Here is a 21,928-nt window from a genome sequence, read left to right on the forward strand (position 1 = left end):
GAGGGAGAGGCAAGCCTGATTGCCGGAGCGGTCGTGTGAATAATTTCGCCGTTGCTGGCGGGTCTAGACAGCTGCAAATGCTCGCGCTGATCGTCGCCGGCGAGACCGTGTTCGTGCTGCCCTTCGTCGTCGCGCGCGTGCTCCGCACCACGTTCCTCAGCGTGTTCGGCCTGAGCAATCTGCAGCTCGGCAGCGCGTTCTCGGTGTACGGCATCGTCGCGATGCTGTCGTATTTTCTCGGCGGGCCCTTGGCCGACCGTTATGCGGCGCGCGTATTGATCAGCGCCGCGCTCGCGGCCACCGCGGCCGGCGGCCTGCTGTTCGCGACGATTCCGTCGATCACCAGCCTGGCGCTGCTCTACGGCTTCTGGGGCATGACCTCGATCCTGCTGTTCTGGGCGGCGCTGATCCGCGCGACGCGTGTCTGGGGCGGCGACGCGTCGCAGGGCCGCGCCTACGGCATTCTCGACGGCGGCCGCGGCCTGCTCGCGGCACTGCTCGCGTCCGCAACGGTGGTGCTGTTCGCGCATCTGCTGCCGGCCGATGTCGCCAGCGCGACGCCGCTGCAAAGGCGCGCGGCCTTGCAGGAAATTATCCTGATCTGCTCGGCGTTCACGCTGTTGGCGGCGCTGCTGGCGTGGTGGATCCTGCCGCCGCGCGCGTTGCGCGCCGCGGACGATCTGGCCGCGAGCATCAAGGGCATTCGCGTTGCAGCGAAGCTGCCGGGCGTGTGGTTGCAGGCGCTGATCATCGTCAGCGCCTATGTCGCCTACAAGGCCACCGACAACTTCGGCCTGTATGCGCACGACGTGCTCGGCTTTGATGAAGTCGCCGCCGCGCGCCTCGGCACTATCAGCTTTTGGACTCGGCCGTTCGCCGCGCTGCTGACCGGCCTGCTCGCCGATCGCATCAGCGGATCGCGTGCCTTGATCGTCGGTTTCGCGGTGCTCGCGACCGGCGCGTTGGTACTGGCGCTGGATCTGCTGCCGATGAGCGTGCCGACGCTGCTGATCGCCACCGTGATCACCACCAGCCTCGGCATCTACGGCGTGCGCGGCGTCTACTACGCGGTGATGGGCGAGGCGCGCGTACCCTTGTCGGTCACCGGCAGCGCGGTCGGCCTGGTGTCGGTGATCGGCTACACGCCGGACGTTTTTGCCGGCGCGCTGTTCGGCTGGCTGCTGGATCGCGATCCCGGCGCAGCCGGGCATCATCATGTGTTTCTGACGGTCGCGGGCTTCGCGGTGATCGGAATCCTTGCCTCGATTGGCTTGCGGCTGCTATCCCCTCTCCCTCCGGGAGAGGGTGGCCCGAAGGGCCGGGTGAGGGCGTCCCCGGCACAAGGTGGCCTGATATCGGAAAGGCCCTCACCCCTGACCCCTCTCCCGGAGGGAGAGGGGAATCCCGGGCCGGCGGGCCGGCTGCTTTCCGAAGCGATGCGGGCCACTAGAATGCCCGCATGAACCTCGCGCCCTACGCCGCCCTCGAAGCGCACAGCCGCGGCCGCCATCACGCCGAGCCGGGCCCGAGCAATCGCAGCGCCTACATGCGCGACCGCGATCGCATCCTCCATTCGGCCGCGTTCCGCCGGCTCGAATACAAGACCCAGGTGTTCGTCAATCACGAGGGCGATCTGTTCCGCACGCGGCTGACGCACAGCCTGGAAGTGGCGCAGCTCGCGCGCACGATGGCGCGCTCGCTGCAGTTGCACGAGGATCTGTGCGAGGCGATCTCGCTGGCCCACGATCTCGGCCACACGCCGTTCGGCCACGCCGGGCAGGACGCGCTCAACGATTGCATGAAGCCCTACGGCGGCTTCGAGCACAACGCGCAGTCGCTGCGCGTGGTCGACGAGCTCGAGGACAAGTACGCGAGTTTTCGCGGCCTCAATCTGACCTTCGAAACGCGCGAAGGCATCCTCAAGCATTGCAGCCTGGCGCGGGCGCGCGAACTCGGCGACGTCGGCCAGCGCTTCATCGCCCGCGGCCAGCCCAGCCTGGAAGCGCAGCTGGCGAATCTCGCCGACGAGATCGCCTACAACAATCACGACATCGACGATGGCCTGCGCGCGGGCCTGATCACGGTGGCGCAGCTGCGCGAGGTGCCGTTATTCCGCCGCCATCACGACGAGGTCATCGACACCTACGGCGCGCTGCGCTCCAAGCAGGAGCGCCACGAAACCATACGCCGCGTGATGAGCACCTTCGTCGAGGATCTGACCGCGACCAGCGCGGCGCTGATCCGGGGCGCGGGCGTGACGCACATCGACGAGGTGCGCGCGCTGGGTTCGCCGCTGATCAGCTACAGCGAGCAGTTGCGCGCCGAGAACCTGGAGCTGAAGCGCTTCCTGCGTGAGCAGCTGTATCGCCATCACCAGGTCTATCGCGTGATGGCCAAGGCCAAGCGCGTGGTGCGCGACCTGTTCGCCGCGCTGTTCGACGACGTGCGACTGATGCCGCCGGCGTTTTTCGAGGCCGCACGCACGCTGGAGCAGCAGCAGGCCGAAATTGGCCGCGCCCGCGCAGTGGCCGACTACATCGCCGGCATGACCGATCGTTATGCGCTCGACGAGCACGAGCGCCTGTTCGATCCGCGCCGGCTGCGCTGAAGTTAAGAAGCGTTAAACCCCGGATTAAATAAGCTTAATGGGACGCCCGGACCGATCGGCGGCCTGATTATTGTCTTCGTATTCGTCCATACTGCGGCGGATCACGTACGTAAAAATCCGTACCGATCGGTAACAGATCGGCGGCTTTGCGCCGCGGCGGGGTAAGGGCACGGAGCGCGACGTCGGACCACAGAGCCGGCGCGCCGCTCGCAACGACGACGGGTCATGACGATGAGCAGCGGTACCAACGACAAGCGGCTGACGCCTGAGCAGCTGCAGAGCCTGACCGGCTTTCGCCCGGTGATGACGACGGCGAAGATCCTGCTGTTCTTCGCGCTGCTGGCCACGGTCACCGCGCTGGCCTGGCAGTCGCAGTCCGAGCTCACCGACTGGCTGGCGTATGCGGCCGCCGGTTATCTGTGGATGAGCATCGTCACCTTCATGCACGAGGCCACGCACAACATCCTGTTCGAGGCCAAGTGGAAGAACTGGGCCTTTGGCGTCGTTACGATGATCCCGCTGATGGTGTCGTATATCGCGTTCAAGGAAGACCATCTCGAGCATCACCGCTACAACCGCTCGCCGAAGGACCCCGACGCCTTCACCATGGGCAAGCGCGGCGTGCTCGATTTCGTCGCGTTCTACGCCTACGTCGCCTTCGGCGCGCTGCTGACCTTCCTGCATTTCAACCTGATCTATCCGATCAAGTATTTCACCGCCCGGCAATGGGCGGTGCACCTGGGTGAAGCGGTGCTGAAAGTCGGCTGTGTGTGGGCCCTGGTCACCTGGGCCAAGCAGCAGGGCATGCTCGACGAGGTGCTCGAAGTCTGGCTGGTGCCGGTGTTCTTTTTCTCGCTGCTGAACTCGATGCGCTTCATCGCCGAGCACTACGAGACGCCCTGGGACCAGGGCAAGCTCGCCGGCACACGCACGGTGATCAGCAATCGCGTCAACAGCTTTTTCTGGAACAACATCAACTGGCACATCGGCCATCATCTGTATCCGCGCGTGCCGGCCTACAACCTGGTCAAGCTGCATGCGCTGATCGAGCCCGACATCGCCGCCGCCGGCGCGATCGTCGACAAGAGCTATTCGATGGTGTTCGCCAAGGCGCTGCTGCGCGGCCCGGAGACGCGCGAGCGGCTCGAGCGTGCACTGCAGCAGCGGCGTGACCGGCCGGTCGTGACGACGCCGACGCTGGCCTAGGTCGCGGTTCGCGAGCCCGGCCAACCAAGAGCCTGTAGGAGCGGACCCTGTCCGCGACTGGATCTGCGAGAGCAGAGTCGCGGACAGGGTCCGCTCCTACAGGTGCAGCATCGCGTAGCCCGGGTGAAACCCGGGACGGTGTTCAGGGCCTGAACCAGTCCTCCAATTTCAGTCCATCCGCGCCCGCCAGCGGGTACGGGCTGCGCACCACCCAGGTCATCTCCCGCGTCGCGGCGATCGCCGCCTGCTCGCCGTCGAGCCGGCTCCACGGCCGGCCGCTGCGGTCCCAGCGCGCGGCCTGGCGTGACAGCCAGATCGCCGCCTCGCGGTCCAGGCCGAGGATCGCCGGACCGCTGTGCAGCAGTTCGGCGGTGAACGCGGCCAGCTGCTGACGGCGCGGGCCTTCGGGCAGGCTGTCGAGTCCGCGCAACCAGGCGTACAGCACCGGCGCCGCCAGCGCGCAGCTGCCCTGACGCTGCTGGAACAGGTTGAATACGCGGCGGTTGCCGTCCGGCCGTGTCAGCTCGGCGATCACCGACAGGTCGAGCAGCCAGGCCGGCTTGGCCATCAGGGCTCCCCCCAGCGCGCCACTTCCTCGGCGGTCACGCCTTCGAAGCCGGCGCTCTGGCGGCCGCGCCAGGCCTGGCTCCAGGCGGCGAAGTCGGCGCGGGCACTGCCGAGCAGGCGCTCGTACTCGGCCTCGGACAGCAGCACCGCAACGGCTTTACCGCGGCGGGTGACCTGTACCGGGCGGCCATCCTCGGCCTCGTAGAGCAGCTCGGTCAGGCTGTCCCTGGCCTGCGCGATGGATACGGTTTTCATTGCGGCAGCAGCAGTTTGCGGAAGATGGCCATTTAGATGGCCATATTACGTCCGGCTAATTGCTTGATTCAACGGCAGTCGTCGACCGGTCGCGTTCAGCTTCCAGCCCGGAATTTGCTTGTCCGAGAACGGGAAATTACTTTGCCTACCCGCGCTCGGCTGCGAGCGCGCCAGCTGCACCCCGTATGCAACACCGAAAGGCCGCTACACGCGGCCTTTTTCTGCCAGGAGCTTTTCGCATGTCCCAGCCAGTCGACCGGTCCCTCGAGGGCCACGTAGCGCACGGCCTGTATCGTCCCGAGTTCGAGAAGGATTCCTGCGGCTTCGGCCTGATCGCCCACATGGACGACCAGCCCAGCCACAAGCTGATCCAGACCGCGATCACCGCGCTGCACCGGATGACGCACCGTGGTGCGGTCGCGGCGGACGGCAAGACCGGCGACGGCTGCGGCCTGCTGATGAAGAAGCCGGACTCGTTCCTGCGCCGCGAGGCCGACAAGCTCGGTTTCGCGCTCGGCGAGAACTACTGCGCCGGCAATGTGTTCCTGTCGCAGGACGAAAAGCGCCGCGAGCGCGCCAAGGCCGCGTTCGTCGAGGCCTGCGAGCACCACGGCGTCAAGCTGCTGGGCTTCCGCCTGGTGCCGACCGACGCCGATGCGCTCGGCGTCGAGGCGATGAAGGCGGTGCCGCGGGTCGAGCAGGTGTTCATCACCGCGCCCAAGGACATGCACAAGTTCGCTTTCGAGCTGAAACTGTTCAAGCTGCGCCGCCGTGTCGAGAAGGTGCTCGAAGCCGAAGGCGACGACGACTTCTACGTGACCTCGCTGAGCTGCCGCGTGCTGGTCTACAAGGGCCTGGTGATGCCGGAGTTCCTGCCGAACTTCTATCCGGACCTGGCCGACCCGGCTATGGAATCGTCGATGTGCGTGTTCCACCAGCGCTTCTCGACCAACACCCTGCCGAAGTGGCGGCTGTGCCATCCGTTTCGCTTCCTGGCGCACAACGGCGAGATCAACACGATCTCCGGCAACCGCATGTGGGCGCAGGCGCGCGCGAAGAAATTCCAGTGCGCGGACCTGCCCGACATCGAAGAGCTGATGCCGCTGGTGACGATGAAGGGCTCGGACTCGCAGAGCATGGACAACATGCTCGAGCTGCTGCTGGCTGGCGGCATGGACGTGTTCCAGGCGATGCGCGCACTCATCCCGCCGGCCTGGCAGAACGTCGAGGATCTGGACCCGGATATCCGCGCGTTCTACGAATACAACTCGGTCAACATGGAGCCCTGGGACGGCCCCGCCGGCGTGGTCATCATGGATGGCCGCTACGCCGCCTGCTGTCTGGACCGCAACGGCCTGCGCCCGGCGCGCTACGTGATCACCAGCGACCGCCACATCGTGCTCGCCTCCGAAATCGGCGTGAACGATTTCCGCACCCAGGACGTGGTCGAGAAAGGCCGCCTGCGTCCGGGCGAAATTCTCGCCGTGGACACCGAGACCGGCTCGCTGCTGCGCCCGGACGACATCGACAAGATGCTGGCCTCGCGCAAGCCCTACAAGCAGTGGCTGAAGTCGAACATGAAGCGGCTCGAAGCCTCGCTGTCCGACGATCCGAACTCGCTCGACGTGATGCCGCCGGACACGGTCGGCATCTATCACAAGATGTTCCAGCTGACCTTCGAGGAGCGCGACCAGGTGCTGCGCGTGCTCGCCGAGGCCGGCCAGGAAGCGGTCGGCTCGATGGGCGACGACACGCCGTTCGCGGTGCTCAGCCAGCAGGCGCGCTCGCTGTACGACTACTTCCGGCAGATGTTTGCGCAGGTCACCAACCCGCCGATCGATCCGCTGCGCGAGCAGATCGTGATGTCGCTGGAATGCCAGCTCGGCTCCGAAAAAGGCATGTTCGACGAAACGCCGGAGCGCGCCGCGCGCCTGCTGATCGACTCGCCGGTTCTGTCCGAGGCCAAGTTCAAGGCGCTGCTGGCGATCGGCAACGACGACAGCAATTACGCGCACCAGATCATCGATCTGAACTATGACCCGAAGATCGGCCTGAAAGCCGCGATCGATCACGTCTGCGAAGAAGCCATCGCCGCGGTGCGGGCCGGCAAGGTCGTGCTGGTGCTCAGCGATCGCGCGATCGAGCGCGGCAAGCTGCCGATCCACGCGCTGCTCGCGGTCGGCGCGGTCAATGCCGCGCTGGTCACCGCCGGCGTGCGCTGCGACTGCAATATCGCCGTCGAGACCGCCACCGCGCGCGATCCGCATCACTTCGCCTGCCTGGTCGGCTACGGCGCCAGCGTGATCTATCCGTATCTGGCCTACGCCTCGCTGTACGAGATGGCGCGCAGCGGCCAGGTCAAGAACAAGGCGCCGGAGACGATGGCGCAGAGCTATCGCAAGGGCATCAACAAGGGCCTGTACAAGATCATCTCGAAGATGGGCATCAGCACCATCAGCAGCTATCGCGGTGCGCAGCTGTTCGAGGCCGTCGGCCTGCACGACGAAGTCGTCGACCTGTGTTTCAACGCCACGGTATCGCGCATCCAGGGCGCCAAGTTCGAAGACCTGCAGGAAGAGCAGATCGAAATCGCCGAGGCCGCATGGAGCGCGCGCAAGCCGATCGAGCAGGGTGGCCTGTACAAGTACGTGCACGGCGGCGAATACCACGCCTACAACCCGGACGTGGTCGCGATGCTGCAGAAAGCCGTGAAATCCGGCAGCTACGAGGATTATCAGACCTACGCCGAAGTCGTGAACACGCGGCCGGTGTCGATGATCCGCGACCTGTTCAAGTTCAAGGATGCCACCGCGATTCCGATCGACGAAGTCGAGCCGCTGGAATCGATCCTGAAGCGCTTCGACTCCGCCGGCATGTCGCTGGGCGCGCTGTCGCCGGAAGCGCACGAGGCACTCGCCATCGCGATGAACCGTCTCGGCGGCCGCAGCAACTCCGGCGAAGGCGGCGAAGACCCGGCGCGCTACGGCACCGAGAAGTCATCGAAGATCAAGCAGGTTGCCTCCGGCCGCTTCGGCGTCACGCCGGAATATCTGGTGAACGCCGAAGTGCTGCAGATCAAGGTCGCGCAGGGCGCCAAGCCCGGCGAAGGCGGCCAGCTGCCCGGCGACAAGGTCAACGAGCAGATCGCCAAGCTGCGCTATGCGCGGCCCGGCGTGGCGCTGATCAGCCCGCCGCCGCATCACGACATCTATTCGATCGAAGACCTCGCGCAGCTGATCTTCGACCTGAAGCAGGTGAATCCGCAGGCGCTGGTGTCGGTGAAGCTGGTGTCCGGTCCCGGCGTCGGCACCATCGCAGCGGGCGTGGCCAAGGCCTACGCCGATCTGATCACGATCTCCGGCTACGACGGCGGCACCGGCGCCTCGCCGCTGACCAGCGTCAAATACGCCGGCACGCCCTGGGAGCTGGGCCTGTCGGAAACCCACCAGACCTTGCGCATGAACAACCTGCGCGACAAGGTGCGCGTGCAGACCGACGGCGGCCTGAAGACCGGCCTCGACGTGATCAAGGCCGCGATCCTCGGCGCCGAGTCCTTCGGCTTTGGCACCGCGCCGATGGTCGCGCTGGGCTGCAAGTACCTGCGCATCTGCCACTTGAACAACTGCGCCACCGGCGTGGCCACGCAGAACACCGTGCTGCGCCAGAACTACTTCATCGGCCTGCCGGAAATGGTCATGAACTACTTCAGGTTCGTGGCCCAGGAAACGCGCGAGCTGATGGCCAGCCTCGGCATCCGCACGATCAAGGAACTGATCGGCCGCACCGATCTGCTGATGATCGCCGAAGGCACGACCAACAAGGCCAGGAACCTCGACCTGTCGCCGATTCTGGAATCGGCCGGCATGACCTTGCCGAGCGCGCAGTACTGCATGTTCAACAACGAGCCTTTCGACAAGGGCGAGCTGGCGGAAGCGATGCTGCAGGACTGCCTGCCGGCGATCGAGCACAAGACCGGCGGCATCTTCCACTACACGGTCAGCAACCGGCATCGCTCGATCGGCGCGCGCCTGTCCGGTGAAATCGCACGCCGCTGGGGCAACCTCGGCATGAGCGACCGGCCGATCACGATCAAGCTCAAGGGCGCGGCCGGCCAGAGCCTCGGCGTGTGGAATGCCGGCGGCCTGAACCTGGAAGTCGAAGGCGACGCCAACGACTACGTCGGCAAGGGCATGGTCGGCGGCCGCATCGTCGTCAAGCCGCCGAAGACCGCCAAGTACGAGTCGCGCGAAGCCGCGATCATCGGCAACACCTGCCTGTACGGCGCCACCGGCGGCACGCTGTACGCGGCCGGCATGGCCGGCGAGCGCTTCGCGGTGCGCAACTCCGGCGCGCATTCGGTCGTCGAAGGCTGCGGTGATCATGGCTGCGAATACATGACCGGCGGCGTCGTCGTCGTGCTCGGCCACACCGGCGTCAACTTCGGCGCCGGCATGACCGGCGGCTTCGCGTATGTGCTCGACGAGAAGCGCAACTTCGTCGACCGCTACAACCATGAGCTGATCGACATTCATCGCGTCGTCTCCGAGTCGATGGAGGCGCACGAGAACTACCTGCGCAAGGTCGTCGCCGAATACGCCAAGGTCACCGGCAGCCGCTGGGCGCAGGCGATCATCAGCGACTGGGCCGATTACGTCGGCAAGTTCTGGCTGGTGAAGCCCAAGGCCGCGGAAATCGGATCGTTGATCGATTCGGTGCGCGCGGCCGCTTAAGCTTTTGCTTGCCTCTCCCTCCGGGAGAGGTCGGCGCGAAGCGCCGGGTGAGGGACTCTCAGTCGCAACCCAGGTTCGACTCTGAAAGGCCCTCACCCCTGGCCCCTCTCCCGGTGGGAGAGGGGAAATAAATCAAGTAGGAGCGGTAAAACGATGGGTTACAAGAACGCCAACCAGTTTCTCGACGTGCCGCGCCAGGATCCGAAGAAGGCGCCGGTCGAAGTGCGCGTGCACGATTTCCGGGAAATTTACGGCCAGTTTCCGGTCGAACAGGCCAAGTCGCAGTCCGGCCGTTGCCTCGGTTGCGGCAATCCGTACTGTGAGTGGAAGTGCCCGGTGCACAACTACATTCCGAACTGGCTCAAGCTGCTCGAGGAAGGCAATCTGTTCCAGGCCGCCGAGTTGTCGCATGCGACCAACTCGCTGCCAGAGATGTGCGGCCGCGTCTGCCCGCAGGATCGGCTGTGCGAAGGCGCCTGCACGCTCAACGACGGCTTCGGCGCGGTCACCATCGGCTCGATCGAAAAATACATCACCGATGAAGCCTTCAAGAAGGGCTGGCGTCCGGACATGTCCAAGGTCAAGTGGACCAAGAAGAAGGTCGCGATCATCGGCGCCGGCCCGGCCGGCCTGGGCTGCGCCGACATCCTGGTACGCAACGGCGTCAAGCCGGTGGTGTTCGACAAGTACAACCAGATCGGCGGCCTGCTGACCTACGGCATCCCGCCGTTCAAGCTCGAAAAGGACGTGGTGCAGACGCGCCGCGAAGTGTTCGAGGGCATGGGCATCGAGTTCCGGCTCAATACCGAAATCGGCAAGGACATGCCGTTCGAGGAATTGCTGAAAGACTACGACGCGGTGTTTCTCGGCATGGGCACCTACAACTACATGAAGGGCGGTTTCCCCGGTGAAGATCTGCCGGGCGCGTTCGAGGCGCTGCCGTTTTTGATCGCCAACATCAACCGCGTGCTGACGCCGAACAACATCGAGCCGGCCGACATGGCCTTCGATGTGAAAGGTCAGCGCGTCGTCGTGCTCGGCGGCGGTGACACCGCGATGGACTGCAACCGCACCAGCATCCGCCAGCAGGCCGAGAGCGTCACCTGCGCGTATCGCCGCGACGAGGCCAACATGCCGGGCTCGCGCCGCGAAGTCGCCAATGCGAAAGAGGAAGGCGTCGAGTTTTTGTGGAACCGCCAGCCGGTCGAGATCGTCGGCAACGGCAAGGTCGAAGGCGTCAAGCTGGTCACCACCAAGCTCGGCGCGCCGGATGCAAAAGGCCGTCGCAAGCCGGAAGTCGTCGAAGGCTCGGAAGAAATCATTCCGGCGGATCGCGTGATCATCGCCTTCGGCTTCCGCCCGAGCCCGGCCAGCTGGTTCGACGCGCACACCATCAGCACGCATGAAGACGGCCGAGTCAAAGTGCACCAGGGCCTCGGCAAGACCGCCGCGCCGGGCAAGCACAAGTTCCAGACCGAGAACGCCAAGGTCTTCGCCGGCGGCGACATGGTCCGCGGCTCGGATCTCGTCGTCACCGCGGTGTTCGAAGGCCGCGAGGCCGCCGAGGGCATCCTCGACTATCTGGGCGTGTAAACCGCGCTGAATCAGCAGCGCCTGTAGGAGCGGGCTTGCCCGCGACCTTGAAGGTCTCAGTCGCGGGCAAGCCCGCTCCTACAGGAACCTCAGCCCACGGCTTTCTGCCCGAAACCGAGCAGCTTCAGCATCGGCGCGGTGGAAATCGTCGTCAGCACCGCCATCGCCACCATCAGCGCGAACAGCGGCGGCGGGATCACGCCGAGCTGCAGGCCGACGTTGAGCACGATCAGCTCGACCAGGCCGCGGGTGTTCATCAGCGCGCCGAGCGCGCCGGCGTCGCGCTGGCCCAGGCCGCTCATGCGCGCGGCGACGTAGGTTCCGCCGAACTTGCCGAGCGTCGCCACCAGCAGGATCACGCCGAGGCTGATCCAGGATTCGTAACCGCTGACCAGATCGAAGCGCGTGTTCATGCCGGTGAAGGCGAAGAATGCCGGCAGCAGGAACACCGTCACCACCGGTTCCAGCTGGCGCATGAAAGTGCGTGCCAGTACGCTGTCGTGCGGCAGCACGGCGCCGAGCATGAAAGCGCCGAACAGCGCGTGGATGCCGATCGCTTCCGCCGACAGCGCGGATAGGGCCAGCGCCAGAAAAACGAAAGCGGTGGCTGCGCGCGGCAGCGGCTCGCTGTCCCAGAGCTTGACTAGCTTGCGCAGCAGCGGCCGCACCAGCGCCAGCATCACCGCCGCGTAGATCAAGGTGCTGGCGATGACTCTGAGGCCGGCGCCGACCTGCGCCTGCACGATGCCGATGATCACCGCCAGCAGGCACCAGGCGGTGACGTCGTTGGCCGCGGCGCAGCCCAGCGCCAGGGTGCCGAGCTCGGTCTTCTCCATGCCGCGATCCTTGAGGATGCGCGCCAGCACCGGGAACGCGGTGATCGACACCGCCACGCCCATGAACAGCGCGAAGCTGGTGAACGGCACGCCGCTGGTCGCATAACGCGGATACAGGTACAGCGCCAGCAGCGCGCCCATCACGAACGGCACCACGATGCTGGCCTGCGAGATCGTCACCGCGGCGTGCACGCGCTCTTTCAGCAGGCCGCCGTTGAGCTCCAGGCCGATGATGAACATGTACAGGATCACGCCGATCTGCGCGACGATGTTCAGCTGCGGCGCGATCGCCGGCGGCAGGATCAGGCCCGAAATTTCCGGGCCGAGCAGCGAAGGCCCGAGCAGGATGCCGGCGATGACTTCGCCGATCACCGGCGGCTGGCCGATCAGCCGGCACAGGCGGCCGAGCACGGCACCGGCCAGCAGCACCGCCGCCAGCGCCAGCAGCACGCGAAACAGCGCGTCCGAATGCACCAGCGCGCCGCCGGCCAGAGTCGCGGCGCCAGGCAATGACGGCAGGGTTTCGCCGTAGACGCGGATCGCCAGGAACGCGAGCAGCGCCGCGACCAGCAGCAGGCCGTAGATGCCCAGGGTTCTCAGCGAGCGCCAGGCGGCGGCGCCGCGCCGGGCCTGATCCGGAACCAGACCCGGATCGTCGCTGGACACGGAGGCGCTGTCGCTCATCGTCGGCGATGCGGCGCTAGGCCGCGCTCTCCAGCGGTGCCGCGACCGGTACCCGCAGCTCGGGGAACGGATCGATCAGCTTGTTGATGCCGGCCGTATCCTGGCCGCGCAGCAGCACCGCGCCCCAGTTCTTCAGATCGAATTCCTCCTGCAGATAAAACACCTGGTGCTTCATTTCGTCGTCGTAGATCTTCACGTCCGGCTGTATCGTGCGGAACGCCATGCCCCAGCGCCGGCGGTCGGTGGTCGAGTTCGGCGGCGAGCCGTGGATGCAGCGCTCGCTGAAGATGATGAATTGCCCGGCCTTCATCGGCATGTCGACGATGATGTCCGGCGTGATGTCGACGTCGAGCTTGATCCGCGCCTTGGCGAAACCTTCCGCGTCCTTGCCGCCGATACGCATCGTGTGCACGCGCCGGTGCGTGCCTTTGAGGAACTGCATGCAGCCGTTGGCCAGATCGACGTCGTCGAACGCGACCCAGGTGGTCAGCTGGAACAGCGGATCGCGCTGCTTCGGATACAGCGTCGCCTTGTAGCCTTCTTCGGACAGATACGTGCTGGCCTGGTGCCAGGTGACTTCCGGCGCGCCGGGATTTTTCAGGAACAGCTGCGAGCGCCACAGCAGCAGGTTCGGGCCGAGGAACTGCGCGAGCCGCTCGGTCCATTCCGGGCGCTGCAGCAGCTTCCACACCGTCGGGCAATCCAGATGGCGATCGCGGCCGGTCAGAAAGCCGTAGGTCTTCGACGGCTGGTCGAGTTCCTTCCAGACTTCCTCACGCAACACCGCCATTTCTTCCGGGGAGCACAGCGTGAAAGGGCCGATGAAGCCGTTGTCGTAGAAGCTCTTGATCTGCGCCTCGCTGAGCCGCCAGCGCGCGTCGACGTCGGCCATCGGCGCGAAGCTCGGCGGATCGGGCATGTGGCAGGGCTGATCCATGTAGGCGCGGCCGCCGAACGACAGCAGGTAGACGCGCAGCATCTCCCAGTCCCAGCTCGATGCGAACTTGCGCATGCCGGCCGGAAACAGCGGCTGCAGAAACGGCAGCGCCTTGATCAGCGCCACCAACAGCATCGGCAGCCAGGTCAGCGCGCGGCGCAGGAAGGCGTTGGCGCGGATCCATTCGCGGATGTTGGCGCGCTGGCGCTCGCGGATCACGTTGAGATTTTCGGCTATCGCGGACATCGACCTCTCCTGGGTACAGGCTTGGTGAGCGCGAGCCGCGTGGGACTCGCGGCAAAGCAAGTGTCGCTTACTGGTCGGGCGAAACCAGCGCCAGCCCGGGCTTCTGCCTGGCCGGCTCCGGCTTCAGGCCTGCCGCAATCAGCAGCAGCGTCATCAGCACGCCCAGCGGAAGGCCCAGCGTCCAGGCCGAGCCGGTGTAGGTGTAGCCGCTGAGCCAGCCTGCGGGGCCGCCGATCAGCAGCCCGCCGATCGCGCCGACGGCGCCACCCTGCAGCACGCTGATCGGCAGGATCAGCGGCAGGTCTTTCCACAGCCGGGCCGGTTTCGCCGGCCTGTTCACTGCGTCCATGAGCACCCCCCGGTTCTCAAACGGCCTTGCACTGTTTGCGGTGCGGCGGCGCTGAGGCCGCCATCACGCGCTCCCTGTCAGCGGATCAGCAAAAACAGTGCCCCGCGCGATGCGTCATATCGATATCGCTCGTAGGAATGTGATGCAAACGGCTTTTTTCCCGCACGCACTCCGGATCAGGACCGCCATAACACACCGAGACGTGCACCATCCAGGCGCGAATTGAGCCGGAGATGTACGCATCCGCTTATCGTCGCGGCGCGGATGCGGCGCCGTGCTAGACAGAATCAGCTCGGACCACCGAGCTACAGATAGCTACAGATAACGCGACCACAGCACCGACGCATCGCCGGTCGACGCCGCCGCCGGCGTGCAGCCGCTCATGCACGGCAAGGTCGTCGGCGAATAGGTCGCAGGCAGTGATGTCAGGTCGATCGTCGTGCTGCCGCTGAGCAGGTTCGGCACGCCGCTCAACGTGCCCTGCCCGGCGGCGGCGACATAGCCGTAGACCGTGGTGCTGCCGCCGCTGTTGAACAGATTGCCGGCGATCACCGTGCCCCAGGTCTTGGTGCTGGCGCCGAGCGTGATGTTGCCGCCGACGAACAGGCCGGCCTTGTAGCCACCGGCAACGAAGGCGATGTTGCCGAGCGGGTCGCCGCGCAAGGTCGAGGTCGTGGTGTTACAGAAATTGCTCGGATAAAGCCCGCTGAAGTAACTGGTCTGCGTGACGCCGTCGGTGGGCGTGTTGTTGCAGATCGCGCCATAGCTGGCGGTGTTCACCGCCTTGGTGATATGCGCGCCGCTGGTGACGATATTGCCGGTGGCGATGAAGCTGTTGAAGTAAGTGCCGGTGCTGACTTCGAGGTCGCCGTCGAACCACATCGCGCCCGGCGCCAGGCTGATGCCGGCGATGGTCCATTTGTTCAGCGCATAGGTGAAGCAGCTGTTCTGCGGCGAATAGCCCTGGCATATGGTTTTGGCGCTGCTGCCGGAAACCGCGCAGGTCTTGGCGACGGCGTTGAACGAGGCCAGCGGGCACAGGAAATCTTTCTTGCTTGCGTCGCTGACCAGCGCGTATTCGCCGCCGCTGATGCCGGCGACATTGCTGACGGTGATCTTGGTGTAGCCGGTGAGCTGGTATTCGAACTGGTAGTTCGCAGAGGTTTTCAGCGTGTAGGCATCGATGGTCGGGCGACTCAGCGAGTAAGGCTGCAGCGCGGCGATCGGCGTCAGTGCGACGCTGGCCACGCTCGGCGAAAAGCCCGGAATCACGCTGACATTGACACCGCTGTTGTACTGCTGCAGCTTGATCAGCAGGCCGCCGATGGTGCCGCTGACGCTGGCGTACTGGTCCACCTGCAGGCCGCCGGCGCATTGCAGCGAGCTGATGCCGCCGTAGCTGCGCACGAACACATTGCCCTTGCTCTTGACCGTGCTGGCGCCGCCGCCGGTCAGGATCACGTCGCCGATCGCGTTGATCGTGCCGCCGCTGGCCGCATACGTCACGCTGCTGTTGGCGTTGATCGTGGTCGCGCCGGCACCGGTCGACGTCCAGGTGTCCGAGCCCATGGTGTTGGTGGTGCGCACGACGCCGCCGCTGAGGATCACGCTGCCGATCGCGTTCACCGTGTCGATGGTGCCGTTGGTGACCAGCGTCGTGCTGTTGGTGTTGAGCGTGCCGTGCGTGCCGCCGCTGCTGGCGGTGATTGCACCACGTGCGTTGACCGTACCGGTGGAGCCGTTGGTGATCACGATCGCGCCGTTGCAGTTGACCACGCTCTGCAGGCCCGAGCTGTTCGCGTAGACATTGCCCAGCGCCGACACCGAGGCGATCGCCGACGAGCCGGTGAGGCTCACGTCGCCGTTGCTGTAGATCGAGTTGACCTTGATGCCGCTGCCGACCGAGACGTTGCCAGTGGCCTTGATCGAATTGACGCCGTCGATCGAGGCGCTACTCAGCGTGACGTTGCCGAGCACGTTGAAGTTGGCATTGCTGCCGCCCTTGATGACGATGCCGCCGGTCATGTTGAGGTCGTAGTAGAAATTCGCCGCGTCGATGTTCGGGCCGCTGCTCGAACTGCCGCTGGCGGCAACCGCCGGCGTCACGTCGTAGACCGTGCGCAGGCTGGCGGTCGAGGCCGCGCCAGCGCCGGTGATGTCGGCGGTGACGCTGTAATGGCCGCTGGCGTCCGGGCCGCTGACCGCGACGACTTTCGCCGACAGGTCGTTGCTGCTGATGCCGGTGATCGCCGGGGTCCACGGCAGGCTGGTCCATGGCGGCGTCGCCAGGCTCTCCTGCTTCAGGTACTGGCGCACCAGCTCGACGCCGGTCCAGGCCCGCGCCTGCGCGGTGGTCGAGGCGTGCATCGACAGCGTCTTGTCCTGCGCGCCGCGCACCGCGTAAGACACGCCGAGCACGGTCGCCGTCAGCGCGGTGCCGGCGAGCAGCACCACCAGGATCGTGGCGATGCCGCGTTGTTGTTGCGGGAGTCGTATCGGTTTCATATCAGCTCCCCGCGATATTGGTCAGGCAGGCGCTGGTCTTCCAGGCCGAGTTGTCGTCCCACAAACTGACTCTCAGCGCCGACATCGAACCGAGGCCGTAAGGCCAGCACATGGTCTTGTCGACGCGGAACAGGGTCGCGCCCGCGCTACCGATGCCGCCGGCCGGAATCAGCTCGGCGGACTGGGTCCAGCTCAGCGTGGCCCATTGCGTCGCCGCGCTGCAGCTGCCGCTGGCCCGCAGCAGCAGCAGGCCGCTGCTCTGCACCAGCAGCGCGCTGCATTCGTAGGCGGTGGCAGGACGCGAGCCCCAGACGATGGCGTTGCCGCTGGCGGTGCTGCCGCTGGCGATGGTCACCGCCGTGCCGCTGAGCTGGCCGCTGCCGTTGAGCGCGGCGCCCGACAGCATCACCAGATCGGTATTCGCCGCCGCGCGCGCGGCGCTGCTGCCGATACCGTAGCCGGCGTTCTGCAGCTCCATCTGCGCACTCAGCGTCGCGGCCGCCAGACCACCGTCCTGCGCGGCGCGCTGACGGCTCTGCACGCTCTGGCCGACGATCGTGCGATACAGCGTCATCAGCGACACCGCGCCGAGGATGGACAGCAGCATGCCGACCATCAGGCTGACGATGCTCAGGCCGCGCTGACGCGAGCTGAGCTTAGCCACCACTGATATTGCCCACGACGATGGAGCCGGCGCCGCCGAAAGTCGCGGCCGAAGTCACCGACAGGGTGACCCGGCTCGGCGCCGCGCTGATGGTCTTGCCTCCGACCGTGAGCGTGCCCGCCGCGGTGCAGGACACCGTCACCGGCAGATCGATGGTCGCCAGGCTCGAGTCTTCGGGGCGGATGCGCACCGCCGGCGGCGAACTGCCGGCGCACCAGCTGGCGATGTCGCTGGCGTTCTGCAGCATCTGCCGCAGCTGGCTGATCGCCATCGCCTGGGTGCGCGCGTATTTGTGCGTGACCGCGACGCGTGACGCGGTATAGGCGCTGCCCATGCCGATCACCGCCACCAGCAGGACGCCGACCAGCGCCTCGAGCAGCGCGTCGCCGCGCTGCGAGCGCGCGGCTGCGCCGCGATCAGTTGAGCGTGACGGTCGCATTCTGGCTCGCCGACGAGATCAGCAGGGTGCTGGAAACCGGGCAGGTATCGCTGCCGCTGGCGGCGGCCGGATTGATCGCCGTGCCGCGATTGCTGAAGGCCAGGCAGGACAGCGCCGTGCCGTTGACCTGCACGCTGGCGCTGCTGTCCAGCGGCGCGCTCCACAGGCCGCCGCTGCTCTGGCAAGTCGCCGCCGCCTGCGGACTGCGTGTCGCCGAGAACAGCCTGACGGTGCCGTCGCTGACGCACAGGATCGCGGCCGAGGCGCCGTTGGCGACACCGCCCGGATTGCGCAGCGCAATGGCGCGCGCACGCGATACGCCCTGGGTCATCACCGCCAGCGCGCTGTTGACCCGCGTCGACGCGATCCAGCTCTGTGTCAGGTTGCCGGCCGAGACCATCAGCAGGCCGGAGATCGCCAGGCTGATCATCAGCTCGATCATCGACAGGCCCTGCTGAAGGTCGCGTCGGCGCGCGCGCATCACCATGTGCTCACCGCGCCGGCGGGCGTGGTCTGCTGGCGGCTGTTGCTGCTGTCCAGCGTCAGGATGTAGCCGCTGACGCCGGCGCCCGAGCCGGTCGCTTTCAGCGTGTAGCTGCTAGAGCTCGACGCCTGGATCTGGTAACTGAAGTTGGCGCCTTGCGCCGGCGACCAGCCGGGCAGCGAGGTCTGCGTCGCCGCGGTGGTGGTGTTGGCCGGCGGATACGTCAGCTGCTGCTGGTAGTAGTTCTCCATGTTCAGCGCCAGCGACACCAGATCGTTCTGCGCGGTGCGCAGTTTCGAGCGGGCGACATAGCTGGTGTAGGTCGGCAGCGCGATCGCGGCGAGAATCGCGCTGATCACCAGTGCCACCAGCAGCTCGATCAAGGTGAAGCCACGCGAGCGCCTGGCGGCGGCGCCGCGACCTCTGCGAGTCGCTGGTATCTGCTGATGCATCGCGGTATTGCCGGATCGGCAATGTCCCCAACGTGGGAAGAAGTAAATCGCTATCGGCGGATTCGCGCGGAACTTTAGTGGCTGATTTCTACCGGCCGTGATCGGCGCCGTGCCGGCATGAGCGCGATTTGCCGCTGCCGCATCGACGCCGGCCGCGCTAGGCTTGAGCGGTAGCCGTGCATCAGCCGGGGGGCGGGTGCAACAGATCGGGCTTGAGCCCGACGAGCAGACTCATTACCGAGGGGGAATCATCCGTGTCGCATCCCGCATTCGCTTCGCCTGTCGACCTGCGCTGTAAATCAGGTCTTCACCCTCGGCGTATCGGCCGCGTTGCCGCCGGCTTGATCGCACTGGGCCTGCTCGCCGGCTGCGGCGGCGGTGGTGGTTCCTCGTCCGGCAGCGATGACGATGGCGGCGGCGACGTGCCGGCCAGCAACGGCCGCAACTTCACCATCAAGCCCGGCCCGGATGCGACCCGCGACATGATCGCGGCGATGATCCAGGCCGCGCCCGGCGACGTCATCCAGTTCGAATGCGGTTACTACGAGCTGACCTCATCGCTGCAGCTGAGCCACACCGAGGACGTGCTGATCAAGGGCTGCGGCAAGGACGGCACCGTGCTCAGCTTCAAGACCAATAACGCGCCCGAAGGCATTCTCGCGGTCAGCGTGCGCGGCATCACCATCCAGGATCTGACCGTGGTCGACACCGCCGGCAACGGCATCGAGCTGCGCGGCGTCGATCACGCGACCTTGAGCCGGGTACGCGCGATCTGGTCCTCCGGCGGCGGCCGCGCCAGCGCCGACCCGATCAACGCGAGCAACTTCGCTGCGAAGATCAAGGTGCCCTGCACCGATCCGGCGACCGCCAACCCCGATGCGCCGGAGAACAAGCTGCTCGGCGCGCTCGCCGACACCACCTCGCCGGATTACACGGTCAGCAAGCTGTCCGGCCGCTACGGCATTTATCCGGTGTCCAGCGAGAACGTGCTGATCGAGGACAGCGAATCCATCGGCGCGTCCGACGCCGGCATCTACGTCGGCCAGACCAACAACGCGATCATCAGGAACAGCCGCAGCGCGTTCAACGTGTTCGGCTTCGAGATCGAAAACGTGCAGGGCGGCGAATATGCCGACAACCTCGCCGAGTGCAATACCGGCGGCTTCCTGATTTACGACCTCGACGGCCTGCGCCAGTACGGCGGCCGCTCGCGCATGCACGGCAACACCGCGCGCATGAACAATACCTACAACTTCACCAGCGGCGGCATCGTCGGCAACGTGCCCTCGGGCAGCGGCATGATCACGCTGGCCTACGACCAGATCGACATCTTCGACAACCAGTTCATCGACAACGACACTGCCGGCATCATCCACACCAGCTACGAAATCTTCCCCGAAGGCGCCGGCCGCCCGGCCGAGCATCGCATCGACTGGTACACCGAAGGCCTGCATATCTGGCACAACAAGTTCGTCAACAACGGCAACCATCTGCCGCTGCCGACAACGACCAACCTGGCGAACCAGGATGTCGCGAAATTTCTGCCGGCGATCGTCGGTCTGAAGAACCAGGTCGCCTGCCTGATCCCGACCAATCTGGCGCAGTGCCTGTCGGCCGGCGTCAGCAATCTGGCCGGCGTGCGCGGCGCGCACATCATCTGGGACGGCCTGCTCGACAGCTACAACAAGGACTGCCCGCGCCCGCTCGACGCCAACGGCGAGCCGGTGCCGCTGGACGCGCGCGGCAAGCCGGTGCTGAGCAACGAAGTGCCGGATCCGAGCTGCCATTACAACGCCTACAAGTTCGATACCGCGGCCAGCGGCGCGCCGCGCAAACAGCCGGACTGGACGCCGTCGTGCATCGACGACGACAACGATTTTTCCAGCGACAGCCTGGCGTTCTCCAACTTCCACGGCACCAAGGGCCTGGAGCTGATCGTCTCCAGCAGTCTGGATCTGGCCGCGATCGCAAAATTCCCGGCCGACCTGGACATCACGCCGCATCGCTGCAAGGCGCAGTACGGACGCAATCTCGATGCGCTGCCGCCGGTGGTGATCCCGCCGTTCGTGCGCAGCGGCGACTACGATCCGGCGCCCAGCGCGGAGCAGGTCGAGAAACTGTGCAAGGCGAGCGTGGCGGCCGGCGCGGTCAACTTCGACGCGGCCAAGGTCAACTGCCCGACGCTGGATCAATATCATCTGTTCGAAGACGCCCAGGATCCGACCAGCAAGCCGCTCGGCGGCGGCGTGCCGTATGTGCTGAACACCAAGCTGTTCACCGACTACGCGGTGAAATATCGCGTCGCCTACCTGCCGCCGGGCACCACCGCGGTGTATCGCGATTCTTCCGGCAACGGTGTCAACGCGGCGCTGACCTTCCCGGCCGGCACCATCATCGCCAAGACCTTCTCGTTCGACGACCAGGCCGCCGGCACGGAAGTGCCGATGGAAACGCGGCTGCTGATCAAGCGCGTGTCGAGCAAGGGCGTCGCGCGCTGGGATGGCCTGCCCTATGTCTGGTCGACCGACGCAGCGACCGGCAAGCGCGTCGCCAAACTCACGCTCGGCGGCGCGGTGACCAGCGCGCACTGGGATCACACCGACATCGATTCCGGCCAGCGTCACAGCGGATCGACCAGCACCTATCTGGTGCCCCACGCCAACCAGTGCCTGAGCTGCCACTCCAACGAGGACAACGAACCTGGCGCGGCGCCGATCGGCCCGAAAGTGCGCTTCATGAACCGGCCCTACCAGAGCGAGAGCCAGCGCGTCACCGGCCAGAGCCAGCACGAAGTCGCCGGCAAGAACCAGCTCGCATACTGGTGCAGCCACGGTCTGATTGCGGGCTGCCCGACCGATCTCGGTGTCGACGAGACGCGCCAGATCGCGGCCAGGATCGAACGCATCCCGACCTTCAACAAGCCCGGCGACGCCGGCTTCGCCGCCGGCACGCCGCAGGACATCGAGGCGCGTGCGCGGGCGTATCTGGAGGTCAATTGCGCGCACTGCCACAACGTGCGCGGTTTCGCCGCGAGCACCGGCTTCTACCTGGATTCGCTGCGCAAGGTCGACGTCACTTACGGCATCTGCAAGAACCCGACCGCGACCGGCCAGGAGGGCAAGGGTGGCCGCACTTACGACATCCATCCGGCCAACGTCGCCGACTCGGTGCTCGCGTTCCGCATCGGCCCCGAGGCGACCACGCCGGCCGCGCGCATGCCACCGCTGGCGCGCAGCGTCGTCGACGAGGAGGCCAGCGCGCTGATCCAGCAGTGGATCGGTACCGTGATCACCGCCGACGAGGCCAAGTACCCGGGCTCGACCAGCTGCGGCGGTTAGCCGCGGCTGCGTCCCTCGATACGCGGGATGAACGC

Annotated in this window: 16 protein-coding genes; 6 read left to right on the forward strand and 10 right to left on the reverse strand. The window is 66.1% G+C overall.

Annotated elements, in window-relative coordinates:
• The first annotated feature begins 77 nt into the window (after positions 1-77).
• The 3 genes from ACQZF9_RS21650 to ACQZF9_RS21660 all read left to right on the forward strand — a co-directional run bounded on the left by ACQZF9_RS21650 (position 78) and on the right by ACQZF9_RS21660 (position 3,814).
• Positions 78-1,463 (forward strand): MFS transporter, encoded by a 1,386-nt coding sequence (locus ACQZF9_RS21650; RefSeq protein WP_428311036.1) that lies wholly within the window; start codon positions 78-80, stop codon positions 1,461-1,463.
• Positions 1,460-2,608, forward strand: coding sequence for a deoxyguanosinetriphosphate triphosphohydrolase (locus ACQZF9_RS21655; RefSeq protein ID WP_428311037.1), 1,149 nt, complete (start codon positions 1,460-1,462; stop codon positions 2,606-2,608). Before ACQZF9_RS21650 ends, ACQZF9_RS21655 begins: the two co-directional genes overlap by 4 nt.
• 231 nt (positions 2,609-2,839) lie before the next feature.
• Positions 2,840-3,814, forward strand: a complete 975-nt coding sequence (locus ACQZF9_RS21660; protein WP_428311038.1) for a fatty acid desaturase family protein — start codon at positions 2,840-2,842, stop codon at positions 3,812-3,814.
• Between the two features lie 142 nt (positions 3,815-3,956).
• Here ACQZF9_RS21660 and ACQZF9_RS21665 read toward each other — a convergent pair whose 3' ends face one another.
• Together ACQZF9_RS21665 and ACQZF9_RS21670 are read right to left on the reverse strand one after the other, a co-directional pair.
• Positions 3,957-4,382, reverse strand: a complete 426-nt coding sequence (locus tag ACQZF9_RS21665; protein WP_428311039.1) for a hypothetical protein — start codon at positions 4,380-4,382, stop codon at positions 3,957-3,959.
• Positions 4,382-4,636 (reverse strand): type II toxin-antitoxin system Phd/YefM family antitoxin, encoded by a 255-nt coding sequence (locus ACQZF9_RS21670; protein ID WP_428311040.1) that lies wholly within the window; start codon positions 4,634-4,636, stop codon positions 4,382-4,384. The genes ACQZF9_RS21665 and ACQZF9_RS21670 overlap by 1 nt, the downstream gene beginning before the upstream one ends.
• Before the next feature lie 239 nt (positions 4,637-4,875).
• Here ACQZF9_RS21670 and gltB point away from each other — a divergent pair, with 239 nt between their 5' ends.
• A complete protein-coding gene (gene gltB, locus ACQZF9_RS21675) occupies positions 4,876-9,366 on the forward strand; it encodes a glutamate synthase large subunit (RefSeq protein WP_428311041.1) in 4,491 nt (1,496 codons plus the stop codon).
• A gap of 153 nt (positions 9,367-9,519) precedes the next feature.
• Positions 9,520-10,959, forward strand: coding sequence for an FAD-dependent oxidoreductase (locus ACQZF9_RS21680; RefSeq protein ID WP_428311042.1), 1,440 nt, complete (start codon positions 9,520-9,522; stop codon positions 10,957-10,959).
• Between the two features lie 89 nt (positions 10,960-11,048).
• On the opposite strand, the gene ACQZF9_RS21685 is transcribed toward ACQZF9_RS21680, so the two are convergent.
• The 8 genes from ACQZF9_RS21685 to ACQZF9_RS21720 all read right to left on the reverse strand — a co-directional run bounded on the left by ACQZF9_RS21685 (position 11,049) and on the right by ACQZF9_RS21720 (position 18,555).
• Positions 11,049-12,479 (reverse strand): cation:proton antiporter, encoded by a 1,431-nt coding sequence (locus ACQZF9_RS21685; RefSeq protein WP_428311043.1) that lies wholly within the window; start codon positions 12,477-12,479, stop codon positions 11,049-11,051.
• A 16-nt stretch (positions 12,480-12,495) separates the two neighbouring features.
• Positions 12,496-13,662 carry a phytanoyl-CoA dioxygenase family protein gene (locus tag ACQZF9_RS21690; RefSeq protein ID WP_428311044.1) on the reverse strand — a complete coding sequence of 389 codons (1,167 nt, stop codon included), beginning with the start codon at positions 13,660-13,662 and terminating at the stop codon, positions 12,496-12,498.
• A gap of 67 nt (positions 13,663-13,729) precedes the next feature.
• Positions 13,730-14,011, reverse strand: a complete 282-nt coding sequence (locus tag ACQZF9_RS21695; protein ID WP_428311045.1) for a hypothetical protein — start codon at positions 14,009-14,011, stop codon at positions 13,730-13,732.
• Positions 14,012-14,326: 315 nt separating this feature from the next.
• Positions 14,327-16,516 carry a hypothetical protein gene (locus tag ACQZF9_RS21700; protein WP_428311046.1) on the reverse strand — a complete coding sequence of 730 codons (2,190 nt, stop codon included), beginning with the start codon at positions 16,514-16,516 and terminating at the stop codon, positions 14,327-14,329.
• Position 16,517: 1 nt separating this feature from the next.
• A complete protein-coding gene (locus ACQZF9_RS21705; protein ID WP_428311047.1) occupies positions 16,518-17,180 on the reverse strand; it encodes a PilW family protein in 663 nt (220 codons plus the stop codon).
• The gene (locus ACQZF9_RS21710) at positions 17,173-17,619 is read right to left on the reverse strand and encodes a type IV pilus modification PilV family protein (RefSeq protein ID WP_428311048.1); all 447 of its coding nucleotides are present in this window, start codon (positions 17,617-17,619) and stop codon (positions 17,173-17,175) included. The genes ACQZF9_RS21705 and ACQZF9_RS21710 overlap by 8 nt, the downstream gene beginning before the upstream one ends.
• A complete protein-coding gene (locus tag ACQZF9_RS21715; RefSeq protein ID WP_428311049.1) occupies positions 17,597-18,100 on the reverse strand; it encodes a pilus assembly FimT family protein in 504 nt (167 codons plus the stop codon). Before ACQZF9_RS21715 ends, ACQZF9_RS21710 begins: the two co-directional genes overlap by 23 nt.
• A complete protein-coding gene (locus ACQZF9_RS21720; protein ID WP_428311050.1) occupies positions 18,100-18,555 on the reverse strand; it encodes a type IV pilin protein in 456 nt (151 codons plus the stop codon). The genes ACQZF9_RS21715 and ACQZF9_RS21720 overlap by 1 nt, the downstream gene beginning before the upstream one ends.
• Before the next feature lie 341 nt (positions 18,556-18,896).
• On the opposite strand from ACQZF9_RS21720, the gene ACQZF9_RS21725 reads away from it, so the two are divergent.
• Positions 18,897-21,893: a parallel beta-helix domain-containing protein gene (locus tag ACQZF9_RS21725; protein ID WP_428311051.1), complete on the forward strand. Its 2,997-nt coding sequence runs from the start codon at positions 18,897-18,899 to the stop codon at positions 21,891-21,893.
• Positions 21,894-21,928 lie beyond the last annotated feature (35 nt).

The sequence above is a fragment of the Hydrocarboniphaga sp. genome (assembly GCF_965279055.1).
GTDB lineage: Bacteria > Pseudomonadota > Gammaproteobacteria > Nevskiales > Nevskiaceae > Hydrocarboniphaga.